Annotated in this window: 20 protein-coding genes and 1 pseudogene; 12 read left to right on the top strand and 9 right to left on the bottom strand. The window is 70.3% G+C overall.

The window, feature by feature from the left end; genetic code table 11:
• The first annotated feature begins 40 nt into the window (after positions 1-40).
• Positions 41-958 carry a LysR family transcriptional regulator gene (locus ACWDR4_RS05670; RefSeq protein WP_450404261.1) on the top strand — a complete coding sequence of 306 codons (918 nt, stop codon included), beginning with the start codon at positions 41-43 and terminating at the stop codon, positions 956-958.
• Positions 959-1,127: 169 nt separating this feature from the next.
• On the top strand, positions 1,128-2,267 hold the full coding sequence (locus ACWDR4_RS05665) for a hypothetical protein (protein ID WP_450404258.1): 1,140 nt from the start codon (positions 1,128-1,130) through the stop codon (positions 2,265-2,267).
• A gap of 86 nt (positions 2,268-2,353) precedes the next feature.
• Here ACWDR4_RS05665 and ACWDR4_RS05660 read toward each other — a convergent pair whose 3' ends face one another.
• The 5 genes from ACWDR4_RS05660 to ACWDR4_RS05640 form a co-directional block, all read right to left on the bottom strand.
• Positions 2,354-3,148, bottom strand: a complete 795-nt coding sequence (locus ACWDR4_RS05660; protein WP_450404255.1) for an LppX_LprAFG lipoprotein — start codon at positions 3,146-3,148, stop codon at positions 2,354-2,356.
• A gap of 228 nt (positions 3,149-3,376) precedes the next feature.
• Positions 3,377-4,519, bottom strand: coding sequence for a DMT family transporter (locus ACWDR4_RS05655; protein WP_450404252.1), 1,143 nt, complete (start codon positions 4,517-4,519; stop codon positions 3,377-3,379).
• Between the two features lie 235 nt (positions 4,520-4,754).
• The gene (locus tag ACWDR4_RS05650) at positions 4,755-5,807 is read right to left on the bottom strand and encodes an NAD-dependent epimerase/dehydratase family protein (RefSeq protein ID WP_450404249.1); all 1,053 of its coding nucleotides are present in this window, start codon (positions 5,805-5,807) and stop codon (positions 4,755-4,757) included.
• A 190-nt stretch (positions 5,808-5,997) separates the two neighbouring features.
• Positions 5,998-8,223, bottom strand: a complete 2,226-nt coding sequence (locus ACWDR4_RS05645) for an MMPL family transporter (RefSeq protein ID WP_450404246.1) — start codon at positions 8,221-8,223, stop codon at positions 5,998-6,000.
• A gap of 100 nt (positions 8,224-8,323) precedes the next feature.
• Positions 8,324-8,899, bottom strand: a complete 576-nt coding sequence (locus ACWDR4_RS05640; RefSeq protein WP_450404243.1) for a class I SAM-dependent methyltransferase — start codon at positions 8,897-8,899, stop codon at positions 8,324-8,326.
• A gap of 181 nt (positions 8,900-9,080) precedes the next feature.
• On the opposite strand from ACWDR4_RS05640, the gene ACWDR4_RS05635 reads away from it, so the two are divergent.
• From ACWDR4_RS05635 to ACWDR4_RS05620, 4 genes are all read left to right on the top strand, one after another.
• On the top strand, positions 9,081-10,256 hold the full coding sequence (locus tag ACWDR4_RS05635) for a sensor histidine kinase (RefSeq protein WP_450404240.1): 1,176 nt from the start codon (positions 9,081-9,083) through the stop codon (positions 10,254-10,256).
• Positions 10,253-10,939 (top strand): response regulator, encoded by a 687-nt coding sequence (locus tag ACWDR4_RS05630; protein WP_450404237.1) that lies wholly within the window; start codon positions 10,253-10,255, stop codon positions 10,937-10,939. The genes ACWDR4_RS05635 and ACWDR4_RS05630 overlap by 4 nt, the downstream gene beginning before the upstream one ends.
• Positions 10,940-11,361: 422 nt before the next feature.
• Complete coding sequence (locus tag ACWDR4_RS05625; RefSeq protein ID WP_450404234.1) at positions 11,362-12,372, top strand: hypothetical protein; 1,011 nt, start codon at positions 11,362-11,364, stop codon at positions 12,370-12,372.
• Positions 12,373-12,473: 101 nt separating this feature from the next.
• On the top strand, positions 12,474-13,322 hold the full coding sequence (locus tag ACWDR4_RS05620; RefSeq protein ID WP_450404232.1) for an SDR family oxidoreductase: 849 nt from the start codon (positions 12,474-12,476) through the stop codon (positions 13,320-13,322).
• A 207-nt stretch (positions 13,323-13,529) separates the two neighbouring features.
• Here the strand turns inward: ACWDR4_RS05620 and ACWDR4_RS05615 are convergent, their stop codons facing one another.
• A complete protein-coding gene (locus tag ACWDR4_RS05615; RefSeq protein WP_450404229.1) occupies positions 13,530-14,111 on the bottom strand; it encodes a hypothetical protein in 582 nt (193 codons plus the stop codon).
• Between the two features lie 64 nt (positions 14,112-14,175).
• Here ACWDR4_RS05615 and ACWDR4_RS05610 point away from each other — a divergent pair, with 64 nt between their 5' ends.
• Positions 14,176-14,667: a CGNR zinc finger domain-containing protein gene (locus tag ACWDR4_RS05610; RefSeq protein WP_450404226.1), complete on the top strand. Its 492-nt coding sequence runs from the start codon at positions 14,176-14,178 to the stop codon at positions 14,665-14,667.
• Between the two features lie 169 nt (positions 14,668-14,836).
• A pseudogene (locus ACWDR4_RS05605) lies at positions 14,837-14,995 on the top strand (PQQ-dependent sugar dehydrogenase); the annotation flags it as partial.
• A 69-nt stretch (positions 14,996-15,064) separates the two neighbouring features.
• Here ACWDR4_RS05605 and ACWDR4_RS05600 read toward each other — a convergent pair.
• Complete coding sequence (locus ACWDR4_RS05600; RefSeq protein ID WP_450404223.1) at positions 15,065-16,216, bottom strand: serine hydrolase domain-containing protein; 1,152 nt, start codon at positions 16,214-16,216, stop codon at positions 15,065-15,067.
• Positions 16,217-16,271: 55 nt separating this feature from the next.
• Between ACWDR4_RS05600 and ACWDR4_RS05595 the strand changes: the two genes are divergently transcribed.
• On the top strand, positions 16,272-16,667 hold the full coding sequence (locus tag ACWDR4_RS05595) for a MerR family transcriptional regulator (protein ID WP_450404221.1): 396 nt from the start codon (positions 16,272-16,274) through the stop codon (positions 16,665-16,667).
• A gap of 508 nt (positions 16,668-17,175) precedes the next feature.
• Here the strand turns inward: ACWDR4_RS05595 and ACWDR4_RS05590 are convergent.
• Complete coding sequence (locus ACWDR4_RS05590; protein WP_450404219.1) at positions 17,176-17,733, bottom strand: TetR family transcriptional regulator; 558 nt, start codon at positions 17,731-17,733, stop codon at positions 17,176-17,178.
• Between the two features lie 134 nt (positions 17,734-17,867).
• On the opposite strand from ACWDR4_RS05590, the gene ACWDR4_RS05585 reads away from it, so the two are divergent.
• On the top strand, positions 17,868-18,713 hold the full coding sequence (locus ACWDR4_RS05585) for an SDR family NAD(P)-dependent oxidoreductase (protein ID WP_450404216.1): 846 nt from the start codon (positions 17,868-17,870) through the stop codon (positions 18,711-18,713).
• 135 nt (positions 18,714-18,848) lie between these two features.
• Positions 18,849-19,082 (top strand): hypothetical protein, encoded by a 234-nt coding sequence (locus tag ACWDR4_RS05580; protein WP_450404214.1) that lies wholly within the window; start codon positions 18,849-18,851, stop codon positions 19,080-19,082.
• A 212-nt stretch (positions 19,083-19,294) separates the two neighbouring features.
• Here ACWDR4_RS05580 and ACWDR4_RS05575 read toward each other — a convergent pair whose 3' ends face one another.
• Positions 19,295-19,921 (bottom strand): NAD(P)-dependent oxidoreductase, encoded by a 627-nt coding sequence (locus tag ACWDR4_RS05575; protein WP_450404213.1) that lies wholly within the window; start codon positions 19,919-19,921, stop codon positions 19,295-19,297.
• A 440-nt stretch (positions 19,922-20,361) separates the two neighbouring features.
• Between ACWDR4_RS05575 and ACWDR4_RS05570 the strand changes: the two genes are divergently transcribed.
• A complete protein-coding gene (locus ACWDR4_RS05570; protein WP_450404210.1) occupies positions 20,362-20,805 on the top strand; it encodes an acyl-CoA-like ligand-binding transcription factor in 444 nt (147 codons plus the stop codon).
• Positions 20,806-20,848: the final 43 nt, after the last annotated feature.

Here is a 20,848-nt window from a genome sequence, read left to right as displayed (position 1 = left end):
ACGAGAGATCGTCGTTGAAGTATCAGAGATACTTATAGTCATGGACGTCAATCTCCTGCGCGCCTTCGTGGCGGTAGCCCGTGAAGGGTCCTTCTCCGCCGCCGCAGGCAACCTCGGCTACACCCAGTCCGCGGTTTCCCAGCAGGTCGCCGCACTGGAGAAGGACCTCGGGGTGCAACTGCTGCACCGTCGCCCGGTCATCCCGACCGAGGCCGGGCAACGACTGCTGGAGCACGCCACGCCGATCCTGCTGCGCCTCAACGCCGCCCGGACCGACGTCCAGCGCCTGTCGGGCGAACCGCCGGCCCGGCTGACCCTCGGGGCGTCGCCGCTCGCCGACGTCCGGCACACCATCGCCGTACTCACCGAACTGCAGCGCTCGATGCCGCGATTGACGATCGACGTGAGAACCATGGGCCGTGATGGTGTCCTGGAGGCCGTCGCCAACGGCGACGCGGACCTCGGTCTCGTCGACGGAGTCACCGCCGCCAGCGACCCGCTCCGCCTGCTCGACAGCGGTCCGCTCACCACGGTCGGCCTGACCGAGGAATCCGTCGCCGTGGCCCTGCCCGGCACGCACCCGCTGGCAAGCCGTAGCCGGCTCCGTCTGGAGGACCTCGTCGACGCTGTCTGGATCGACGCACCCGACGTCGCGACACCGCTGGACCGGCTGCGGGCCCTCGCACGCACCGACGGATTCCGCTCCAGCCTGCACTACGACGGCACCGATGTGCGCAGCCTCCTGGCCCTTGTCGCGGCCGGCGCCGGGCTCGCCCTGCTTCCCGCGTCCGCCGTACAACACCGTCGAGAGGGCGACCTCGATGTGACTGTGACCGGTGTTCCACTCTCGACTCCGCGCCTCGTCCACCGCACCGAGCTCGTCCACGGCAGCCTGACGGGTCCCGCCACGACGCTCACGGCGGCGATCCACCGCCACGCCGCAACAGGCCGGCACTGACACGGCCGTCGTGTTCGGCCCCGGCTGGTCTCTCTCCGGGCGTTGTCCGTGTTTCGCGCGGCTGCCGGCACAACCATCCGGCGGGGCGAACGGTCTCATAAGTGGCAAACAAATACGGGGGCGAACGTGTGGGACCACGCAGCACCCCCGTGGACAAGGGGGAGCAGTCATGAAGACAGGCATGTACCTCAGGATCGCGATCATCACGGCGCTCACGGCCGCCACCGTGACCGTCGCCCCGGCCGCGGTCTCGGCGGCGGACGGTGCGGCTCCCGCCGCGTCGGCCGCGGGCAAGACCCCGGCCCCTGCCTGGCGTACGTCTCTGGCGGGGACGCTCTCGAACAACTCCGCGCTCTTCGACATCGTGTCGGTCGGTCCGGACGCCGCCTGGGCCGTGGGAGCCCAGTACGTCGACGGCGTCAGCCAGGGCGTCATCCTGCGCTGGAACGGCAGAGCCTGGCAGCAGCAGACCACCCCCGCCGTACCGGAGACCGGCGTGTGGCACGCTGTGGACGCGGTGTCCGCGCGCGACGTCTGGGCGTACGGCTGGGACCAGCAAGGCGAGACCCTGGGCCACTACGACGGCAAGCGGTGGACGGAGACACCACTGCCCGCGGAGCAGGGCTACGGCTTCGCGAAGCTCGCCGCCGTCCCCGGCAAGACCTGGCTGGTGAGCGACACCGCGATCAACTCCTACTCCCACGGCGTCTGGCAGAGCACCCCTCTCCCGACCGGCGTCAGGATCAGCGCCATCGAAGCGCGGACCGCCCACGACGCCTGGGCGGTCGGGCAGTTCGGTTACGTCGGCCAGCCGAGCCGATCCGTACTCCTGCACTGGGACGGCCGTTCGTGGACCGAGACCGCGCCGGCCGGCAGCAATCTCACGCTCTCGGCGGTGTACCAGGAGTCCGCCCGCAGCGTCTGGGTCACCGCTCTCACCCCGTACTCGGAAGACGAGCCGCAGCAGAGCAAGGTGCTGCACTGGAACGGCCGCACCTGGCGCGATGTCACCGGGCCGGTCGACGGGCTGTGGGCCACTGCTATCACCGGCGACGGCAAGGGCACCGTCTGGGTCTCGGGCGACCCCTACGGCTACGAGGGCACCGCCCTCTACTGGCGCCTGCGCGGCGGCAAATGGACCTCCGTGGAGGGTGACGCCGTCCCCGGCGGCCACACCCAGGCGTACGACATCGAGGCCCTCGCACCCACCGGCCGCACCGGACAGTTCTGGTCCGTCGGCACGTATGGACTGATCACCGGAGAGTCCACCTCCGCCCAGTACGAGCTGATCCAGCGCTCGACCCGCTGAACCCGCCCCCTGAGGTGGGGATCCGCAGGCCGCTGACGTCGTCTCCCCGTCGCCCAGGGGGCTCACGCCGGGTTGGCCCCCCCGCCTCAGGCCAGCAGGACGTCCTCGCCCGCCGTCACGGGGACGACCTGCTCGGCCGACGGCGCCTCGGCCTTCACCGGCGTCCCGAAGTCCGACAGCGTCATCGTCGTCATGGCCCTCGTACCGCCGAAGTAGGACAGCCGGGTCTGGACGGCACGCCCCTTCCCGTCGACCCACACGTCCGCGTAGACGGGCACGTCCTCGCCCAGCTTCTCGCGCAGCTTGTTCAGCCCCTGCTTCGTCTGTGTCGTCATCCGGAGCGTCGCGGTGGCGTGGTCGATCGTGCCCCGGTAGTGCACCGCGGAGGCGCCGTTCACCTTCTCCTCGCCCTCGTTCGACACCTGCCGCATCGCCTTCATCTGGCTGAGCAGGTGCTCGGGGTCGTTCAGCGGCGCCCGCAGGAAATAGCGGGACAGGGCCTCGCTCCGGTCGGCCGCGGCCCACTTGCCCGCGTCCACCGCCCGTGAGCCAAGAACATAAACGGTGTCGCCGACGAAGACCTCCTCGACGGGATCCATGCCGCTGTCCTCGAGCTCCACCGTGAGCCGGCCCCTGTCACCCGCCAGGTCGAAGGCACCGGCGATCGAGAACACGTACGTCGTGGGGCTGTCGCCGGACCGCAGCTCGATCCTCTCGTCCAGGCGGGCGCTTTCCGCGCTCGTCCTCTCGATCGCGGCGCGCACGGCCGCCCCGTGATCCATGGCCTTCTCCGCGCTCTCCTCCGAGTCGCTGTCCGCACCGCCGGAACAGGCGGTGCAGAGCAGGAGGACAGCGGAGGGTAGGAGGTGGGCGCGGCGCATGGGCTCTCCGGGAAATCGTTACTGCGGCAGGCTGGAGCCTAAAAAGGCCTGCAGATCTTCGCACGAAGCTGATCACGGGGCCCGCACGCTGCGCGGCCTACGGCACCTTGAACTCGATCTGGGTGATGGCCGGTCCGTCCGACGAAGCTACCTCCAACACGCCGGTCAGCATGGGCCGTCGGCGTTTTACCCAGGGGCATGAGGCTACGCACCGATCGGTCCTGCCGGCTATCCGGTCGTGGGCTGCATGGGCTCTTGCTCCTTCGCGGGTGGTTTCTGCCAACGGAGGGTGAGCGTGTCGAAGGCTCCGGCACCGTGGTAGGCGAGCGTGAGGGTGGGAGATTCGTTCGTGGGCTGTTCTGCCCATTCCACTCTGGGGTCTCGTCGGGTGATACGCCGCAGTGTCAGGGTCTGCGGTGAGGTGTGCGGCTGGGGGATGTGCGGGGCGTAGTCCGGATACGGCGGTACGGCCATGACGCGGTCGTCTCGCTGCTCCCCGCTGCCGCTCGTCACGACGACCGTGACGCCGATGATGATCAGCGCGAGCCCCGGTACGGTCGCCGCCTTGATGTTCTGGTCCATCAGCCACCACGCGGCGAGCGCGGCCACGGGGGTCTCCAGCAGGAGCAGAACGCTCGCCGTCGTCGCCGATGTCCTGCCGAGGACGAAGTTCAGCGAACCGAGCCCCAGGATCTGAGGAAGGATCAGCAGCCCGAGCAGCGACAGCTGGGTGGACCGGTCGAAACCTGTCAGCGAGATGCCGGCCAGCCAGCAGACGGCCAGGAGTTGCAGACCACAGACCAGCGACGTGAACGTCGAATACAGCGGAGTGCTCACATCCGCGCGGGCCTTCTCGCTCAGCGCGGTGTACCCGGCCTGGGCGATCGCCCCGAGGAGAGCGAGCAGGTCACCCACCAGCGCCGTACCGCCGGCCTGTATGTCGACACCGGCGGCCACGGCCGCGCCCACCACGGACAGCGCGAGCCCTGCCCAGGTCCTGCGGGACGTCCGCACACCCTGACCCGCGGCGATGAGCGCCTGCCAGACGGGCTGCGTGGCCACCAGCGCTGTCGACATGGCGACCGAGGTCAGCCGGGTGCTAGTCATGAAGGAGGCGAAGTGGAGGGCGAGGGAGGTGGCTGCGAGGAAGCCGAACACCAGGGGCCGCCACTGCTCGCGGCGCAGGATGCCGCGCTCACCGCGCGCGACCCGTACCACCTCGCGGCGGCGCAGCAACAGCAGGAACGGCCCGAGTACGGCGAAGCCCAGGCAGTTGCGCCAGAAGGCCATGGCGAGCGGTGAGGCGGTCGCGTAGGCGGTGAGTGGGGCGGTGGCCGAGATGGAGACGATGGTGACAGTCATGGCCGCCATGGACAGCGGGTCGAACCTGGATTTCACGTGCTGATACCGCCGTTGCGCTGTGGGGAATTGGCCCCACTCCACCGGCCCGTACCGGAGTCGGGCAAGGTTTGAGCGGTTGAAGAGCCCCGCAGGACAGTGATCATGCCCGCCAGGACGGTGGCGCTGCCCCCGAAGACGGACACCCTGCAACGGTGAGCCGGCGGACCTGCTCTTTCAAGACCATCCCGATCGGCAACGGCCCAGCTCAAAGGCTGCCTGGAACGGAGCTACCCCTGACCTGGACGACCCTCCGGTCGATGAGGCTCCTCGCACAGTCGACAACGGTCTCGGCCGCAGGCCGGGGCTGCCAGCCCAGAACCCGCTTCGCCTTCTCGGTGCTGTGGCGGTTGCGGCGCCCGAGCGAGACAGTGATCGCCCGAAGCTGCCGGTCGAACAGCGAGGCGAAACGGACCACGACATCGGGGAGTTGACGCGTGGGCACCTTGGCCCCGGCCGGACCGAGCCCGGCCCGGAGTGCCTGAGCCACCTCCCGCATCCAGGTGAACTCTCCCGTGGCCAGGAACCGTTGTCCCGCGGCTTCCGGCGATGTCATCGCACGGATGTGGACGTCCGCGAGGTCGCGGACGTCGACGATCTCCAGCCCGATCCGTGGAGTGCCCGGCATCTTGCCTGCCACCATGCGCTCGATGATCCGGACCGAGCCGAGGTTGCGGGTGGTGAGGATCGGGCCGAACACGGCGCCGGGCAGAATCGTCGTCAGCGTGGTCGGGCCCTCGTGGCCGGCGATGAAGTCCCAGGCTGCCTTCTCGGCAACCGTCTTGGACCTGCGGTAGGGGATCAACGTCGGATCGTCCGGGTCGGTCCACAACGTCTCGTCGGTCACGCCCTCCTCCGTGTAGGAGGACGGACTGGCGGCGTTCGCCGCGGACGTCATCACGACGCGCTTCACGCCGGCCGCCGTCGCCGCCCGCAGCACGCGCAGAGTGCCGTCCCTGGCCGGGACGATGAGCGCCTCGGCGTCGCGCGTGTTCTCGTCCCCGAGCGGAGAGGCCACGTGCAGTACGTGGTCGACGCCCGCCATCGCGGCATCCCACCCCTCATCGGCGGTGAGGTCGGCGACGGCGAAGCTCAGCCGGTCGCCCGGAGCCGTTACGGCCGCCACCGCGTCGCGGACCGCCCTCTCCCTTTCGGGGCTGCGCACCGTCGTGCGGACCTCGTAGCCGCGCTCGAGCAGCCCGACGACGACCCAGCCGGCTACGTACCCCGTGCCGCCCGTGACCAGTACTGTCTCCGTCACTGCTCCTCCTTCCTCAGCCGGCCGAGGCGGCCGAACCTGGTTCCCGCCGCAGCCGGCGACATGGCGGCCTGCCTGGCGACCTGCCTGGCTCTCTGCACTGTCATGATTTCGGTCCTCTCCTGCTCTTGCTGAACGGTCGGCCACCAGACGTGTGATGGCCGACCGGGTGTCCCATCGCCGCGGGGGAGGGTCAGACGCGTACGGGCGCTGGGCCGGACGGGGCCTTGGCGTGGTGCTCCGGGTGGCCCTCGACGTGCAACTGCGGCAACCTGCGGTCGAGTCGGCGCGGGATCCACCAGTTGAACCGGCCGAGCATGTGCATCGCCGCCGGGACCAGCAGGAGCCGTACGACAGTCGCGTCGAGGAGGATGGCGGCGGCCATGCCGACGCCGATGAGCTTCAGGACCACGTCCGGGCTCGGCACGAACGCCACGAACACCGCGATCATGATCGCGGCAGCGGCGGTGATGACCCGGCCGGTGCCGGCGAGCCCCTCCGTCACCGCCCGGGCGTTGTCGCCGGTCCGGATCCACGACTCGCGCACCCGGCTGAGGAGGAACACCTCGTAGTCCATGGACAGCCCGAACAGCACCGCGAACATGAGGACGGTGACGAACGGCGGCAACGGTGTGGGGGTGTCGATCCCGATCAACTGCCCTGCCCAGCCGCCTTGCAGGACCAGGGCGACCACCCCGTACGAGGCCGCGACGGACAGCAGGTTCATCACGGCGGCCTTGACCGCCACGGCGACGCTGCGGAACGCGACGAGCAGCAACAGCATCGACAGCAGGACGACCCCGGCGATCAGATACGGGATGCGGCCGGCCAGATCGGTGGTGCTGTCGATCGACGTCGCCGCGGTCCCGCCGACCAGGACCGTCGCGTCCGTACCGTCGACGGCCGACGGGACGGTGGTGTCCCGCAGGCGGTGCACCAGATCCTGCGTGGCCTGGTCCTGGGGGCCGGTGGTCGGCGTGAGGGTCAGGACGGCGGTGTCACCGGCCTGGTTGAGCAGCGGTGGCGAGACCGACGCGACGCCGGGTGTGTCGGTGGCTGCGGCACTCAGCCGGGTCAGGATCGCGTCGTCGCCGTCGGGGAGTCGGACGGCCAGGCGGACGGGCCCGTTGGCGCCGATCCCGAACCCGTCGGAGATGAGGTCGTACGACTGCCGGGTCGTCGTCTCGGCCTGGTTGTTGCCCGCATCCGGGAAACCGAACTGGACGTTCAGGAAAGGCACGGCCAGCGCGAGCATCGCGGCCAGGCCGACCGCCCCCGTCACGTACCGGTGGCGCTGGACGAGCCCGCTCCACCGCAGCCAGGCCCGACTGGGCTTGACGTGCCCGTCGGCGCTCACCACGGCCGTGCGGCGGCGACCTGGCAGCCGCAACCGGTCGACGTGACGACCCAGGTAGCCGAGCAGCGCCGGGAACAGCGTCACGCTCGCGGCCAGCACGACCAGAACCCCGACGATCGCCACCAGCGCGGCACCACGCATGTACGACAGACCCATGGCGAACAGGCCGAGCAGGCTGACGACGACCGTGACACCGGCGACCACGACCGAGCGTCCGGCCGTGTCGAGGGTCGCCACCGTGGCCGCCTCCGGGTCCAGCCCGGCCGCCCGCCACTCACGGAACCGGGTCACCATCAACAGGACGTAGTCGATACCGATGCCAATGCCCAGCATGGCCGCGAGCGACGTCGACCACTCGGGCGCGTCGACGAACCGGATCACCACACCGGTCAACGCGCCGCTGACCACCAGCCCCGCCACCGCGACGAGCAGCGGCAGCCCGGCCGCGACCACGCTGCCGAAGGTCAGCAGCAGGATCAGGGCGGCGACCGCCAGCCCGATCGCCTCCGACCCGACCGAGCCGCCCTCGGCCAGGAAGATCGCCTGCCCGCCGAGTGCCACCCGCATTCCGGCCGTACTGCTCTCCTCCGCGACGTCGATCAGCCGGGTGCTGTCCTCGACCGGCATGTCCGTCGCGTTCACCACGTCGAGGCGCAGGTTCGCCAGCAGGGTGCGCCCGTCGGCGGACACCGCGCCCGGGGTCGCGTACGGATCGTCGACCCCGGCTACGTGCGGCACCGTCGTCAGCTCGTCCAGCACCTCGGTCACCTCGCGCCGGACACCCGCGTCCCGCACGCCGGCGTCCGCCCGCACCACGACCGTGACGACCGCGTTGGACTGGCTCGGGAACCGCTGCTCCAGCACCTGTTGGGCCTTCTTCGAGTCCGACCCGGGTGCCGAGTAGTCCGCGGTGAACTCACCCGCGAACGCCGCCGACAGCGCCACGGCCGCCACCAGCCCGGCCAGCCACAACAGCACCACCCGGCCACGACGCCGGTACGCGAACCGGCCCAGCCGGCCCAACGGACCCACCACCGGGCTCCGGTCGTCGATGTCTGCCATCACAATCCCTCTCCTTGACGTGCCATCTGGATTGACGTGCCATCTGGACTTCGCATCAGCAACGCGGAGCACCAGCAACGTGGATCATCGGCAACTCGGATCACCAGGCCGGTCGACGGCAGTGGTAGACCAGGGCCGGCGGCAGGTTGCCCCACACCGTCCGGCCCACCACGACCTCGTCGAAGCGCGCCTCCAGCGACCGCAGCAGCCGCCGCGCCGGACTCGCCCAGCGGGCATGCACGTACGCGAACGTCGTGAAGGCCCCGGACTCCGACAGCCCGCCCACCACCGCCGCGAGAACCTCACGGCGCTCGTTCTCGCCGAACGCCACCCACGGCAGGCCGCTGACGATCACGTCGGCCCGTTCGATGCCACGCTCGCCGAGCACTCCGGCGAGGCCCCCGGCGTCGGCCAGCGCCACGTCCACCCCCGGATGCCGGGCCGCCAGCCGCGATGCGAACCGCTCGTTGATCTCCACGGCGATGTGCCGGCCCCGGCCGCCGAGACGGCGCTGAATGGCACCCGTGAACGCGCCCGTACCCGGGCCCAGTTCGACCACCACCGGATCGCCGCTCCCCGGCACCGGCGCCGTGACCACCCGAGCGAGCGCGCCGCTGCTCGGCGCGACCGCCCCCACGGTCAGTGGACTGCGCAGGAACTCCCCGAAAAACGTCACGTCACGTGCCCTTCGTGAACGGCCGCCGCGGGACACGCGGCGACGGTGGTCAGGGCATCGACGCTAGGGAGATGCACGCCCGCCGGCTTCGTGCCAGGGGCCGCATCCGCGGCCAGAAGGAGGAGACGGGGTGGCCGATCGGAGGAGGGGCCCGTCGGCGATCGCGCCGTAGTCTGGCCAGGTGGAGAGATTCCGTGCTCGATGGTCCTGGCTCGACGCCGCGATCGTGGGCGTCGCGGGCGGGTTCGGGGCGGTGAGCATCGTCCTGGGCCCACCGTCCAGCGGCGGGGCCACGGAGTGGATCCTGGTCGGGACGGCGGCCGTGGCGCTCGGCCTCGTACGCCATGTGCCCCTGATCGTCTTCGCGGTCGAGGTGGTCCTGACCCTCGTCGGCGACGCCGCCCTCCCCGCGGGCAGCCATGTCGCCCCGCTGGCCGGGGTGGTGGCGCTGGGAGCGGTGGCGTACCGGCATCGCTGGCTCGCCACCGCCGCCGCGTACCTCGTCGGGTACGCGACCATCCTCGTGGCGTTCGGCAGTGACGACGGCGGGTTGCTGACGGGCGTCGACGGGCTGGTGCGGATCGTCACGCTGGCGTTGACGGTGGCGGCGCCGGTCGCCTTCGGGCGTTACCTCGCCGGCGTCCGCCTGGCCGCGGCCGTCGCCGAGGAACGGGTCCGCGACGCCGAGCAGCGGCGGGACGCCGAGACGCAGGCCGTTCGGCTGGCCGAGCGCGCCCGGATCGCAGGCGATCTGCACGACCTGGTGGCACACCACGTGTCCGCGATCGCGCTCCAAGCGGGAACGGCCCAGTACGCCGCGACCCACGCACCCGATCCCGAACAGCGCCTGAGGGTGGCCGTCGACTCGTTGGGCGCGATCCACACGAGCGCGGGCGAGGCCCTCGTCGACCTGCGCAGCCTGCTGCGCGTGCTTCGGAACCCCTCCGAGCAGGAATCCCTGGTCGACCCCGAGCAGATGATCGCCGACGCGGTCCAGCGCAGCCGTACCGCCGGACTGCACGTGGTCGCCCACCTGGACGACGGCACGGTCGAGGCACCGCTCACGCTCCGGGTGACGGCCGCCCGCGTGGTGCAGGAGGCACTCACCAACGCGCTCAAGCACGCCGGACCGGGCGCCGAGGTCGAGACCACTGTGGACGTCGACGACACCCAGCTGTCGGTGGAAGTGGCCAACTCCGGCCCGGTCGGCCCGCATCCGACTCTGCCCGCGTCGGGACACGGCCTCGCCGGCATGCGCGAACGCGTCGAGATCCTCGGTGGCACCCTCGCCGCCGGCCCCACCCGCACCGGCGGCTGGCGACTGCGCGTCACGCTGCCCCTGGGAGCCCGCTCATGATCCGCGTACTCGTCGTCGACGACCAGACCCTCGTACGGGCCGGAGTCACGCTCCTCCTGCGTACAGCCGGGGAAGACGTGATCGGCGAGGCCACGGACGGACTCGAAGCCGTACGGCTGGCCGAGCGCCTGCGCCCGGACGTGATCCTCATGGACCTGCGCATGCCACGGGTCGACGGAATCGAGGCGACCCGCCGCATCCTCAAGACCCTCCCGGCAACGCGCGTCGTGATGCTCACGACCTTCGACGACGACGCCGAGGTCTACGGTGCCCTGCGCGCCGGGGCGGTCGGCTATCTGCTGAAGGACGGCGAGCCCGACGCGATGCTGTCCGCCGTACGGCGAGCCGCGCAGGGCGAGTCGCTTCTCGCGCCCGCGGTCATGGCGCGCGTCGTCCGGCGCGCCGTCCAGTCACACCACCAGGACGTCACCGGCGACACGGCCGACCCGGCGATTCTGGCAACCCTCACACCCCGCGAACGAGACGTACTCGCCCTCGTCGGCGTCGGACAGTCCAACGCCGAGATCGCCGAGACCCTCCACCTCGGCGTGACCACGGTCAAGACCCACGTCGCCTCCGTCACGGACAAACTGCGACTGCGCAACCGCGTCCAGGCCGCGGTCGTGGCCCACCGACTGGGCCTGGTCGACGACGACTTCCGCCTCGCCGAGGGCCTCGGATAACACCGCGCGGCACTCCGGGCGGCCAAGAGGCGGGGGAGTCGGCCCTCGTCTCGACGTCGGCGTGCGCCTGCTGCCGCTGTTCGGAACACGAGCCCCCGGCGGCCGGAATCCCCATACGGTGACCGCCGCGAACACCGTTCCCCCACGGTGCGTGGCGGCGGGCTGTTCGGCGGGTGGGGGGCCGTGCCACAGCCTGGAACGCCGCTCCCCGGTACGGCCCGACCTGTCACCCACCGGGCCAGGCCCCTAGCTTGGCATTGGGCCGAGCAGCCACGCATGGCCCCTCAGAGCCCGACGAACTGCCCACTCTCGTGGGGCAGTCGCTACTGGAGCCGCTGTTTCTCCTCCAGCTCTGCCGCACCCTGCCGAGGGCTGCCCAGGGCCGGGGGGTGAGGCCACGGCCGCAACACGAAGAGAATGCGATGAACCACAGAGGAATCCTCTTGAAGAAGCGGTTCAGACTCGCGACGGCGGTTGCCGCGACGTCGGCCGTGCTCGTCTCGGCGCCGTACGCGTCCGCCGCGAACAGCCAGGCCAAGCCGAAGCCGGTCGTCACCCAGGTGAAGACCCTCGCCGCGTTCGACTTCGCCGTCGGTGACGCGCCCGAGAACGTCACCCTGAACCCGGACGGCTCGCTGACCGTCTCGATGCTGGGCGGTTCGGCGGGCAGGCGTCCGGCGCTCGTGCGCGTCGATGTGTCCGGCCACCGTGAGGTGCTCGTCGCCGGTCAGCCGGGTGACATGATCACCGGCAACACGCGCGGCCACGACGGCAGCGTCTACTACAACGTGTCCTCCACCGACGCTGCACGGTCCGGCGTGTGGAAACTGCCCCTGGGCAAAAGCCCCCGGCGTATCGCCGCCCTGCCCGCGGGTGAACTACCCAACGGCCTGGCCATCGACCCGGCCGGACGCACCCTGTACGTCGCCGAAAGCTTCAAGGGCGCCGTCTGGACCGTTCCGGTCTCGGGCGGTACGGCGACCCAGTGGCTGGCCGACGCCTCCCTCGCGCCGGCCCAGGCCCCGCTGCCGTTGGGCGCGAACGGGCTCCGCTTCCACAACGGCGCCGTGTGGGTCTCCAACTTCAGCAAGGGCACGCTGCTGCGCGTGCCGGTCACCGCCACCGGTTCGGCCGGCCGGGTCCACGTCGTGACCAGCGGCGTCGTGGGCATCGACGACTTCAACTTCCTGAGCGGCCGGTCCGACGTGGTGTTCGCCGCGCTGAACAGCGCCGACGAGGTCGCGGTGATCTACCCGAACGGCGCCAGGAAGACCGTCCTGACCGGCGCGGACGGGCTCGCCTCGCCGACCGCCACCGTGGTGCGCGGACAGAAGCTGTACGTCACCGACGGCGGGTTCGCCGAGTCCCGCGACGCGAAACTGCAACAAGGGAAGATCAGCTTCTCTGCCCTGTTCGCCGCCTCCGCGTCCTAGCCGGTCGGTCGGGGCCCGGGCAACGAGCAGCTGACCGATCAGTCGGTTACGTCCTGAGCACCCGACCACCCCGAGAACGCAGCAAGAAAGAAGTCCGAGACATGAGCAACGAACACCAGGCCGTCAAGGAGATCGTCGTCGTCATCGGCCCCGGCAGCATCGGCCTGGCCATCGCCCGCCGGGTCGGCACCGGCCGCACCCTGCTGCTGGCCGCCCATGACGACAAGGCCTCGCAGGCCGCCGCCGACCAGCTGCGCGGCGAGGGCTACGAGGTGGCCGTCCAGGCCTCCGACATCTCCGACCTGGCCCAGGTCGAGGCGCTGGCCGCCACGGCCGCCGGGATGGGTGCGGTCACCCAGGTGATCCAGGCCGCCGGTGTCTCACCCACCCAGGCGAGCATCGAGCGGCTGCTGCACGTCGACCTGCTCGGCACGGCGTACGTCCTCGACGCCTTCGCCCGCGTGATCGCACCCGGCGGGGCCGGCATCGTGGTCGCCAGCATGGCCGGACACCGGGAGAGCCCCTACCCGCCCGAGATCGAGCACGCCCTCGCGACCACCGAGACCTCCCAGCTGCTCGCGCTGCCGTTCCTGCAGCCCGACCGGATCGGCACCTCCGTCCACGCCTACGCGATGTCCAAGCGGGCCAACTCGCTGCGCGTGCAGACCGCCGCCGCGGCGTGGGGCAGGCGCGGAGCCCGCGTCAACGCCGTCAGCCCCGGCGTGATCATCACCCCGCTGGCCCTCGATGAACTCTCCGGCCCGCGCCGCGAGTGGTTCGAGAAGGTGCGCGAGGCTTCGGCCGCCAAGCGCTTCGGCACCTCCGAGGAGGTCGCCGCTGCCGCCGCCTTCCTGCTCGGCCGCGAAGCCGGCTTCATCACCGGAGCCGACCTCCTCATGGACGGCGGCGTCACCGCGGCCCTGCGCGCCGGCGAATTGACCATGCCGTAGGGAGCCGAGGCGAAGGCGAACACGTGAAGGCTGTGAGGGATCGAGGACGGTCCATGGGACGGGACCACACCACTGCTGCGCAGGTCATGGGTGACCGCAGGTGTCCGGGACGCCCGCATCACTTCAGTCCCGGGGCCGGGGGATGCGGGAGAGGCCTGGGATGGCCGGCCCCGCCGATCTTTGCTCGCGGCCGGGGCGCTCGGCGGATCAGTCCTCGTACAGGAGCCAGCCGATGTGCAGTTCTTCCGCACCCGGGCGGAACGTCCGCATCAGCTCGGCGCGTTCGGGGTCGTTTTCGGGGAGGTTGTCGGCGAAGAGGGCCTGCGCTGCGACTGTCTGGGGCCGGGCGCCGAGCGCGGCGCGCAGGTGGAGTGAACGGCGCAGCATCGCGATCCGCTCGGTGGGCTCCTTGTGCGGTGCGAGGTGCCGGACGATGTAGGACTCGAAGTAGCCGTCGCCGTACTTCGTCGCGTTTTCGAGAGCTGTCTCGTAGCGCGGGAGGGCGCCGGCCTCGGCCACGGCACGGTCGTCGGCGCGGGGATCGCGCTGGAACAACAGGCGGCTGTAGGACAGTCGCGCCGTGAGCAGGTGCGCGGTCGGCGATGCGGGATCGAGTGCCGCGACCGCCTTCTCGGCCTCCTCATGACCCTCGATCCGGAAGAACCAGCAGTCGACGGCGATCTCCGCCCGCAGCTCGGGCTCGGCGTCCGGACCCAAGGCGGCCAGCGCGGCGTCCCACTCCCCGAGCAGTTGCAGGCGACGGGCCACGTAGGCGTCATCGGGTAACATGACACCTACATGAAGAAGCGGCGATGTAGGCGGTCAAGTGCAATACGGTGACTACATTGGGAACGTGACGCGGCTGGCCGTCGAGCTGGCCAATACCGGGACCCTCGACCAGCACGGCGAACTGGTCGCCGCGTTCTTCGCAGAACACGAGGTCACTCCGCCGCCGGGCGGTGACTACGGCGAGCTGCCGGACCTCGTGCGCACGGCCCTGGCGCAGTCGGTCGACGGCGCCGCCCCCGACGCCGTGCACCGCCTGCTGCGCGACTATCCGCCGGAGATGCACCTGTCCGACCACGACGGCCACGACGGCTGGCACATCCACTTCAGCCGCAACGGCACCCCGGCCAAGCGCTGGGTCGGCCAGCTGCTCGCCGCCAAGCTCGCCCTCGTCGCGGCCGGGGATCCCGCGGTGACGCTGGGGCGGTGCGCCGCGGCCGGGTGCGGAAACTACTTCGTGGACCAGTCACGCAACCGGACGCGCCGGTTCTGCTCCAACCCGTGCGCGAGCCGGACGACGGTCGCGGCCCATCGCGCCCGAGCGGCGAAAAACTCCTAGCAGAGCCCGTTACGGAGTCACCGTCAGCAGGTCGCGCAGCCAAGGGCGACGAAGGCCAGGTGGATGTCGTCGCGGATCTCCCGGCGAATGCGCAGACGGCGGAACCAGCGCAGCAGAGAAGCACGATGGCACCCTCCACGACCCAGCGGCAGACGCCCAGGCCGGAGCCGCGGGCGAGCCGTCGGCCGCGCTGGAGGGTTCGTACGGCAGGCTGCGCACGGTGGTGGCGGCGGGCGGCGACAGGCTGTGGCTGGTCACCAGCAACACGGAAGGCAAGGGCTCCCCGGAGGACGGCGGCGACCGCATCCTGCTGCTCCAGGTGTCCTGAGGCCGCAGCTCCTGCGCCGCCCCTGACTGCTCGCGCCCGCTCGGGCGGGGACGGGCAGGCTACTGGCTGTCAGGCCGAAGGGGTGATTCCGAGGGCGCTGTAGACGGCGGTGACGTAGGCGGCGGCTCGTGGGGAGCCCAGGATGTCGGGTCCCATGTTGTTCATGACGTAGCTGATCGTCATGCGCCGGTCGAGGTCCATGACGGCCATGGAGCCTCCCCAGCCGCCCCAGAACGCGATGCGCCCGTCGGGGATCCAGGGCAGGGTGCGCCGGTCGGGCAGCGCGTATCCGATGCCCCACCTGAGGTGGAGGCCGTTGACGAGATCGGCACCGCGGGACTGCTCGTCGAAGATGAGCTTGACGGTGTCGGGTCGCAGGAGTCTGCCGTGGGCGGTGGCGCCTTCGCGGGACACCGGCGCGAGGATGTCGGCCACGGACAGGGCGTTGCCGTGCCCGTTGGCCGCGCCCAGGTCCGCGGCGCGCCAGGCCGCGGAGTTGGCCGCCGACGCACGGAAGGAAGGGCCCGTGAAGGTCTTGTACGCCACGGTGTCGTGGTCGAGTACCGACGCGTCGAAGTCGAGTGCGGGAGGAATGATGTCGGCGACCCGCCCGAGGTCCGCCTCGGCCAGCCCGATGCGGAAATCGGCACCGAGCGGCTCGACGATGTGCCGGCGCACGAAGTCGCGCAGCGGAAGACCGGTCAGACGATGCACCAGTTCGCCGACGAGGTGGCCGTAGTCCAGGACGTGGTAGCCGGAGGCCGCGCCGGGCCGCCACCAGGGCGCCTGGGAAGCCATCCGGGCCGCCGCCTCGCGGACGTCGTAAAGATCCTCGAGCCGGGCCGGGTGGTCCAGGCCTGACACTCCCGAGGTGTGGGACAGCAGGTGCCGCACCTCGATGTCCTGTTTGCCGTTCGCGGCGAACTCGGGCCAGTAGCGGGCCGCCGGGGCGTATACGTCCAACTCGCCGGCGTCGACGAGCAACAGGGCGGCGAGGCTGGTCACGGTCTTGGTGATCGACCACACGTTGGTGATCGTGTCGCGCTGCCAGGGCTGTGTGCGGGCCGCGTCCCGGTGGCCGCCCCACAGGTCCACCACCTTCTCGCCGTCCACGTCGACTCCGAGGGACAGGCCCACCTCGGCACCATTCCGCAGCTGGTCGAGGACGGCGTCGCGGACGGGCTCGAAAGGTGCGCTGACGGTTCCGCTCAGTTCGGTCATGCCCCCAGCCTCGAACCTTGACGCCGGTGTCAAGGTCAAGGAGTAGTCTGCGGCCATGCGCATCGGCGAGTTGGCCGCACGGGCGGACGCCACCCCACGGCAGGTGCGGTTCTACGAGGCGAAGGGTCTGATCACCTCGACGCGCGAGGCCAACAACTACCGGGACTACAGCGAGACGACCCTGGGCCGAGTCCGGCAGATCCGCGAGTTGCTGGGAGCCGGCCTGTCGACGGACGTGATCCGCGCCATCCTGCCCTGCATGGAATCGCCCCGCGACCCGATCGTCTTCGGCGGCGTCCTCCCCGAGACGGTGACGGCACTGGAAGCCGAACGCGACCGGCTGACCGAGCGCATCGACATCCTCACCCGCAACCGGGACGCCGTCGCCGCCTATCTGGGGGAGCTCCAACAGCGGGCACGCCGATCCACGAGCGACGACTCGGACGCCTGAACTCCTCCGGATGACCGCAGACGTGCGCCGGCCGGGCCGCCCACGCCTCCCCGGCTCAGCAATCGGGAATCCGTCGGCGTGTCGTGTCTGCCCTCGGCAACAGCCGTCTTGTCGGACGACTTGGCGTGCGACGTGCCCGTCTCATTCCTCGCCGGTTCGCTCACCGGCGTGGCCACCGACTGGCCCCAGCGCGGCTGCCTCAGGACTTCGACCGTAACGGCCCGCCTGACCTGGCTCCTCCTCATGCTCCCGATGGTTCCGACACCGGGCAGCTCGGCGGGCGAGGCGTCACGGAGCACCGGACGCGTTCTTCCCCGGCGCGTCAACCTGCCCGTCTGCCAGACCGGTACCAAGCAACAGCTTGCCGCTTCTCCTCGGCCCAGCCCTGGGCAGGGCCGTGTGGAGCTGCCCAGGTCTGCCCGGACGGGCACTTCGGCCGTGTCATGCGGCAGTGACGGGACGCCCGTCACTGATCAGCTCGCTCCCTGTCGGCTGCCCCGGCGGGCGGTCATCGCGGCGCGATGAGACGCCGGACCGCCTCTTCTACGACCGCCAGGCAGCGTTCCTCGGACAGTCCGCCGGTGCCGGACGCGCGCGCCCAGTACGTGGCGGTGGCGAGCACGACCTGGAGGAGTTCCGCGGGGTCCCAGACGGTGTCGACGGTGCCCGCGTCCTGTGCTCGCCGGACGGCGGCGAGTTTCCGCTCGTGATGGGAGACGAGGGAGTCGATGGCCAGGACCTGTTCGCACTGCTCCTCCAGCCGCATCCAGGCCAGCATCCGCAGATCGTCGGGGTGCCGGAAGAAGTGCCTCGCCAGCCTCAGGGCGTAGGCCACGAGATCGTCGGCCTCGAGGTCGACCGCCATCGAGCTGCGTTCCACGGCACTGCGCACAACCTCGTCGAACAGGCTCTGCTTGTCACCGAAGTACGCGTAGAGACGCTCCTTGCTGGCGCCGGCGTTCCGCGCGATCCGGTCGATGCGAGCACCGTCCGCTCCATGGCGGGTGAACTCCTCCATGGCCGCCTCGAGAATCCGCTGCCTGGCTTCCGCACCCGTCCTTCGCATGCCGGACAGTCTACAGACGAAACAGTTCGTTTGACTTGCGCCACTCCTGCTGCTTCCATCTTACGAACTAGTTTGTTTGTTAGATGGGGCTGGACAGGGTTGGGCAGCGGGCGGGGCCCAGGAGAGGCGCAGTCATGACCGGAGACCTGACGGGCAAAACCATTGTGATCACTGGTGCCACCTCGGGCATCGGAGCATCCGCCGCGAGAACACTCGCGGCACGCGGCGCGACGGTGGTCCCTGTCGGCCGGTCGCCGCAGCGCGCGGCCGCGCTGTCCGCGGAGCTCGGCACGCAGACCCTCGTCGCCGACTTCGCGCGGCTCTCCGACGTACGGGAGCTGGCCGCCCGCATCCTCGACCGCTGTCCCACCATCGACGTCCTGGCCCACAACGCCGGCGCCATGATCGCCGAGCGCCGGCTCTCCGAGGACGGCCACGACATCACGTTCCAGACGAACCATCTCGCGCCGTACCTGCTCCAGGCACTCCTGCACGATCGACTGTCCGCCTCGCGGGCCAACGTCATCGTCACCAGCAGCGCCGCGCACTGGTCCGGCCGGATCCAGCTGGACGACCTGGAGTTCGAAAAACGCTCCTACAGCACGGCGTACTCAGCGGCGAAGCTCGCCAACGTGCTGTTCAGCCGCGAGATCGCACGGCGGGCGTCACGGACGAACATCACCTCGGTGGCGTTCCACCCGGGAACGATCGACTCGGACTTCGGCCGTGAGGCCAAGTCCATCGGCAGGCTCATCTACCGCACCCGCCTCGGACGCCGGCTGTTCACCAAGGACAACGAGGAGGGCGCCCGCCCTCTGGTCATGCTCGCCGCCCTGTCCGACCCCCAGAAGGTCAACGGCCAGTACGTCAACCGGCTGAAGCCGAACGCCCGAACGTCGAAGCAGGCCCAGGACGAAGCACTGGCCACCCAACTGTGGGAGACGACTGCCAAAATTCTCGACCTGCCCGCCACGACCTGACTCTCGCTCCTGCTGGTCTCCGGAGCGCTCACCGGCGCCGGCAGGGCATGGCGTTCACGGCGACGACCAACTCCCTCCATCATCGAAACCGTCCCGGTCACCCAGGCCGGCGGGGCCACCGGCGCCGACACGGTCGTGGCCACCGCGCTGGAGGCCACGCAGGCCTGGGTGGCCGCGCTGCCCGGAGAGGACGTCGTCGCCCGGATCATCGCTGACCCGGCGGAAACGATCCTGGCCCTGGAGGACCGGCTCAAACGCATGAACAAGCAGATCCACTTGACCTTTCGCAGTCGTCCGCAGGCGGCGATCATCGAGTCCCGGCCCGGCATGGGCCCGACATCCGGAACGGGGTCGGGTCGCCGCCGGTGACCTGACCTGCACGGACGTCGGCCACCGGAACGCGGAGCGCGTCCTCGATCTGCTTGTGGACCCGCATACGACCGGCTTGCCGCGACCGTTCTGGCCGGCAAGACGTCAAGGCCGGTCTTCCGAGTGATACGCGAGACGCGAGGAGGGGTGCAGGCGGGGGGCGGGGATGGAAGCCGTAAGTGCTCCCGGCGAGTTGGACAGGGGAGACGGCTCTACTTCGTGAGCACCGCGGTGCGCCGGGACCATGTGCCCTCGGTGGCGGTGTTGAGCAGGAACTCGGCGACATCGGCCCGGGAGATCCTGGGTACGCCGGGCAGGCGGTCGAGCTGCTTCAGGTCGATGGCCTGGACGGCCGTGGCCGGCTTGTTGGTCAGCAGCACCGGGTAGACGAGCGTCCAGTCCAGGGCGGAGGCGGTGAGGATGCGCTCGCCGGCGGCCTTGTCGGCGAAGGTGGCCCGGCCGCCCTTGTAGAGGAACCGCAGGACGCCGGAAGCCTTGGCCAGGGACTCGCCGACGCCGAACGCCGACATGACCACCACTCGCTTGGTACCGCTGGCCTCGGCGGCCTGGACGAGTGCGCGCGTGCTGTCGGTGATCAGGTTCGCCGGGTCCTTCGCCTTGCCGATCCCAAGGGTGCTGACCACCGCGTCCACACCGCGCATGGCCTGGGCCAGCGCATCGGCGTCGCGGACGTCACCGGCGGCGGCGGTCACCCGCTCGCGCGGGGCGAGTTTGGCCGGGTCGCGTACGAAGGCGACCACCTCGTGTCCGGCGGCGGTGGCGGCGGCGGTGAACAGGCCGCCGGTCGCGCCGGTGGCGCCCAGGAGGAGAAATCTCATCGCGGGTGGTCCTTTCAGAAGCCTCGACGGCTCTCGTTCGCAAACATGCACAAATGTGGCGTTTATCGCGCCGGGCAGGCGCAGCTCGGCGCGGGCAGGGTCGCCGGCGGCTCATCGCGGGTCGCATCCGAAGGAGCAACGCGGACCGACTCTCTCCGGTCGGCTCCGGACTGTCGACGTACGTACCGATCCCTTGTGTTGCCGCTCCTTGCTGGTTAACCGGCGACGCGGCCTCTCATGGATTCACTCAATCAATCGTGCTACACGATAGTAAAAGTGAAACTCAGTCGCAAGTTAGAGTCTTGAGGTCGATATTCATGGTAGGTGTTGAATGTGGGTAGGTTGCCAGGTGGCCGAATCACCGCGTACCAGCACCAGAGACATCGCACGAGCCGCGATCAGGGCCGAAGTCGCCCAGATCGGGCTCGTCCTGTTCGGTCGTGAAGGCTTCGACCGGGTCACCGTCAACGACCTCGCCGCCGCGGCCGGACCAGGGCCGACAGGTCGCCGGCGCCCTGCGTGCTCGCCCCGTGGACGAGGACGACTGGACCGCCCTGCGACGAGCTCTGGACACTCTCATCGCGATCGACCGCCAGGACCCGGTCGGCTCTCTCGCGATGGCCCGTCTCGTCCAGGACACCCCCGTGCTCTGCGCCCGGCGGCTGGAGAAGCAGTCCGGCTGGCAACCCCTGCTCGTAGCCACCCTCGCGGAACGTCACGGAGCTACCGACGATCCCGGCCTGCGCGCCATGGTCCTTGCGGCAGTCGCTCTCGACTGCCTCAATATCGCGGTCAGCCGATGGACCGACAGTGACGGCGTCCTCGACCTCGAACCCCTCGTCGACGAAGCATTCCGCGTCTTCACACCGCGACAACCGCGATAATCGGCGCTGACCTGCGGTGACAGAGTTGTCTACAAGTCCTGGG

The organism is Streptomyces sp. NPDC000878, assembly GCF_053599695.1.
This window is presented reverse-complemented; position numbering and strand designations above follow the sequence as displayed.

Excerpts from the sequence above, each read along its gene's own strand:
- ACWDR4_RS05670 (WP_450404261.1), top strand. The coding sequence starts at position 41 with ATGGACGTCAATCTCCTGCGCGCCTTCGTGGCGGTAGCCCGTGAAGGG.
- ACWDR4_RS05665 (WP_450404258.1), top strand. The coding sequence starts at position 1,128 with ATGAAGACAGGCATGTACCTCAGGATCGCGATCATCACGGCGCTCACG.
- ACWDR4_RS05660 (WP_450404255.1), bottom strand. The coding sequence starts at position 3,148 with ATGCGCCGCGCCCACCTCCTACCCTCCGCTGTCCTCCTGCTCTGCACC.
- ACWDR4_RS05655 (WP_450404252.1), bottom strand. The coding sequence starts at position 4,519 with ATGGCGGCCATGACTGTCACCATCGTCTCCATCTCGGCCACCGCCCCA.
- ACWDR4_RS05645 (WP_450404246.1), bottom strand. The coding sequence starts at position 8,223 with ATGGCAGACATCGACGACCGGAGCCCGGTGGTGGGTCCGTTGGGCCGG.
- ACWDR4_RS05630 (WP_450404237.1), top strand. The coding sequence starts at position 10,253 with ATGATCCGCGTACTCGTCGTCGACGACCAGACCCTCGTACGGGCCGGA.
- ACWDR4_RS05625 (WP_450404234.1), top strand. The coding sequence starts at position 11,362 with ATGAACCACAGAGGAATCCTCTTGAAGAAGCGGTTCAGACTCGCGACG.
- ACWDR4_RS05620 (WP_450404232.1), top strand. The coding sequence starts at position 12,474 with ATGAGCAACGAACACCAGGCCGTCAAGGAGATCGTCGTCGTCATCGGC.
- ACWDR4_RS05615 (WP_450404229.1), bottom strand. The coding sequence starts at position 14,111 with ATGTTACCCGATGACGCCTACGTGGCCCGTCGCCTGCAACTGCTCGGG.
- ACWDR4_RS05600 (WP_450404223.1), bottom strand. The coding sequence starts at position 16,216 with ATGACCGAACTGAGCGGAACCGTCAGCGCACCTTTCGAGCCCGTCCGC.
- ACWDR4_RS05595 (WP_450404221.1), top strand. The coding sequence starts at position 16,272 with ATGCGCATCGGCGAGTTGGCCGCACGGGCGGACGCCACCCCACGGCAG.
- ACWDR4_RS05590 (WP_450404219.1), bottom strand. The coding sequence starts at position 17,733 with ATGCGAAGGACGGGTGCGGAAGCCAGGCAGCGGATTCTCGAGGCGGCC.
- ACWDR4_RS05585 (WP_450404216.1), top strand. The coding sequence starts at position 17,868 with ATGACCGGAGACCTGACGGGCAAAACCATTGTGATCACTGGTGCCACC.
- ACWDR4_RS05575 (WP_450404213.1), bottom strand. The coding sequence starts at position 19,921 with ATGAGATTTCTCCTCCTGGGCGCCACCGGCGCGACCGGCGGCCTGTTC.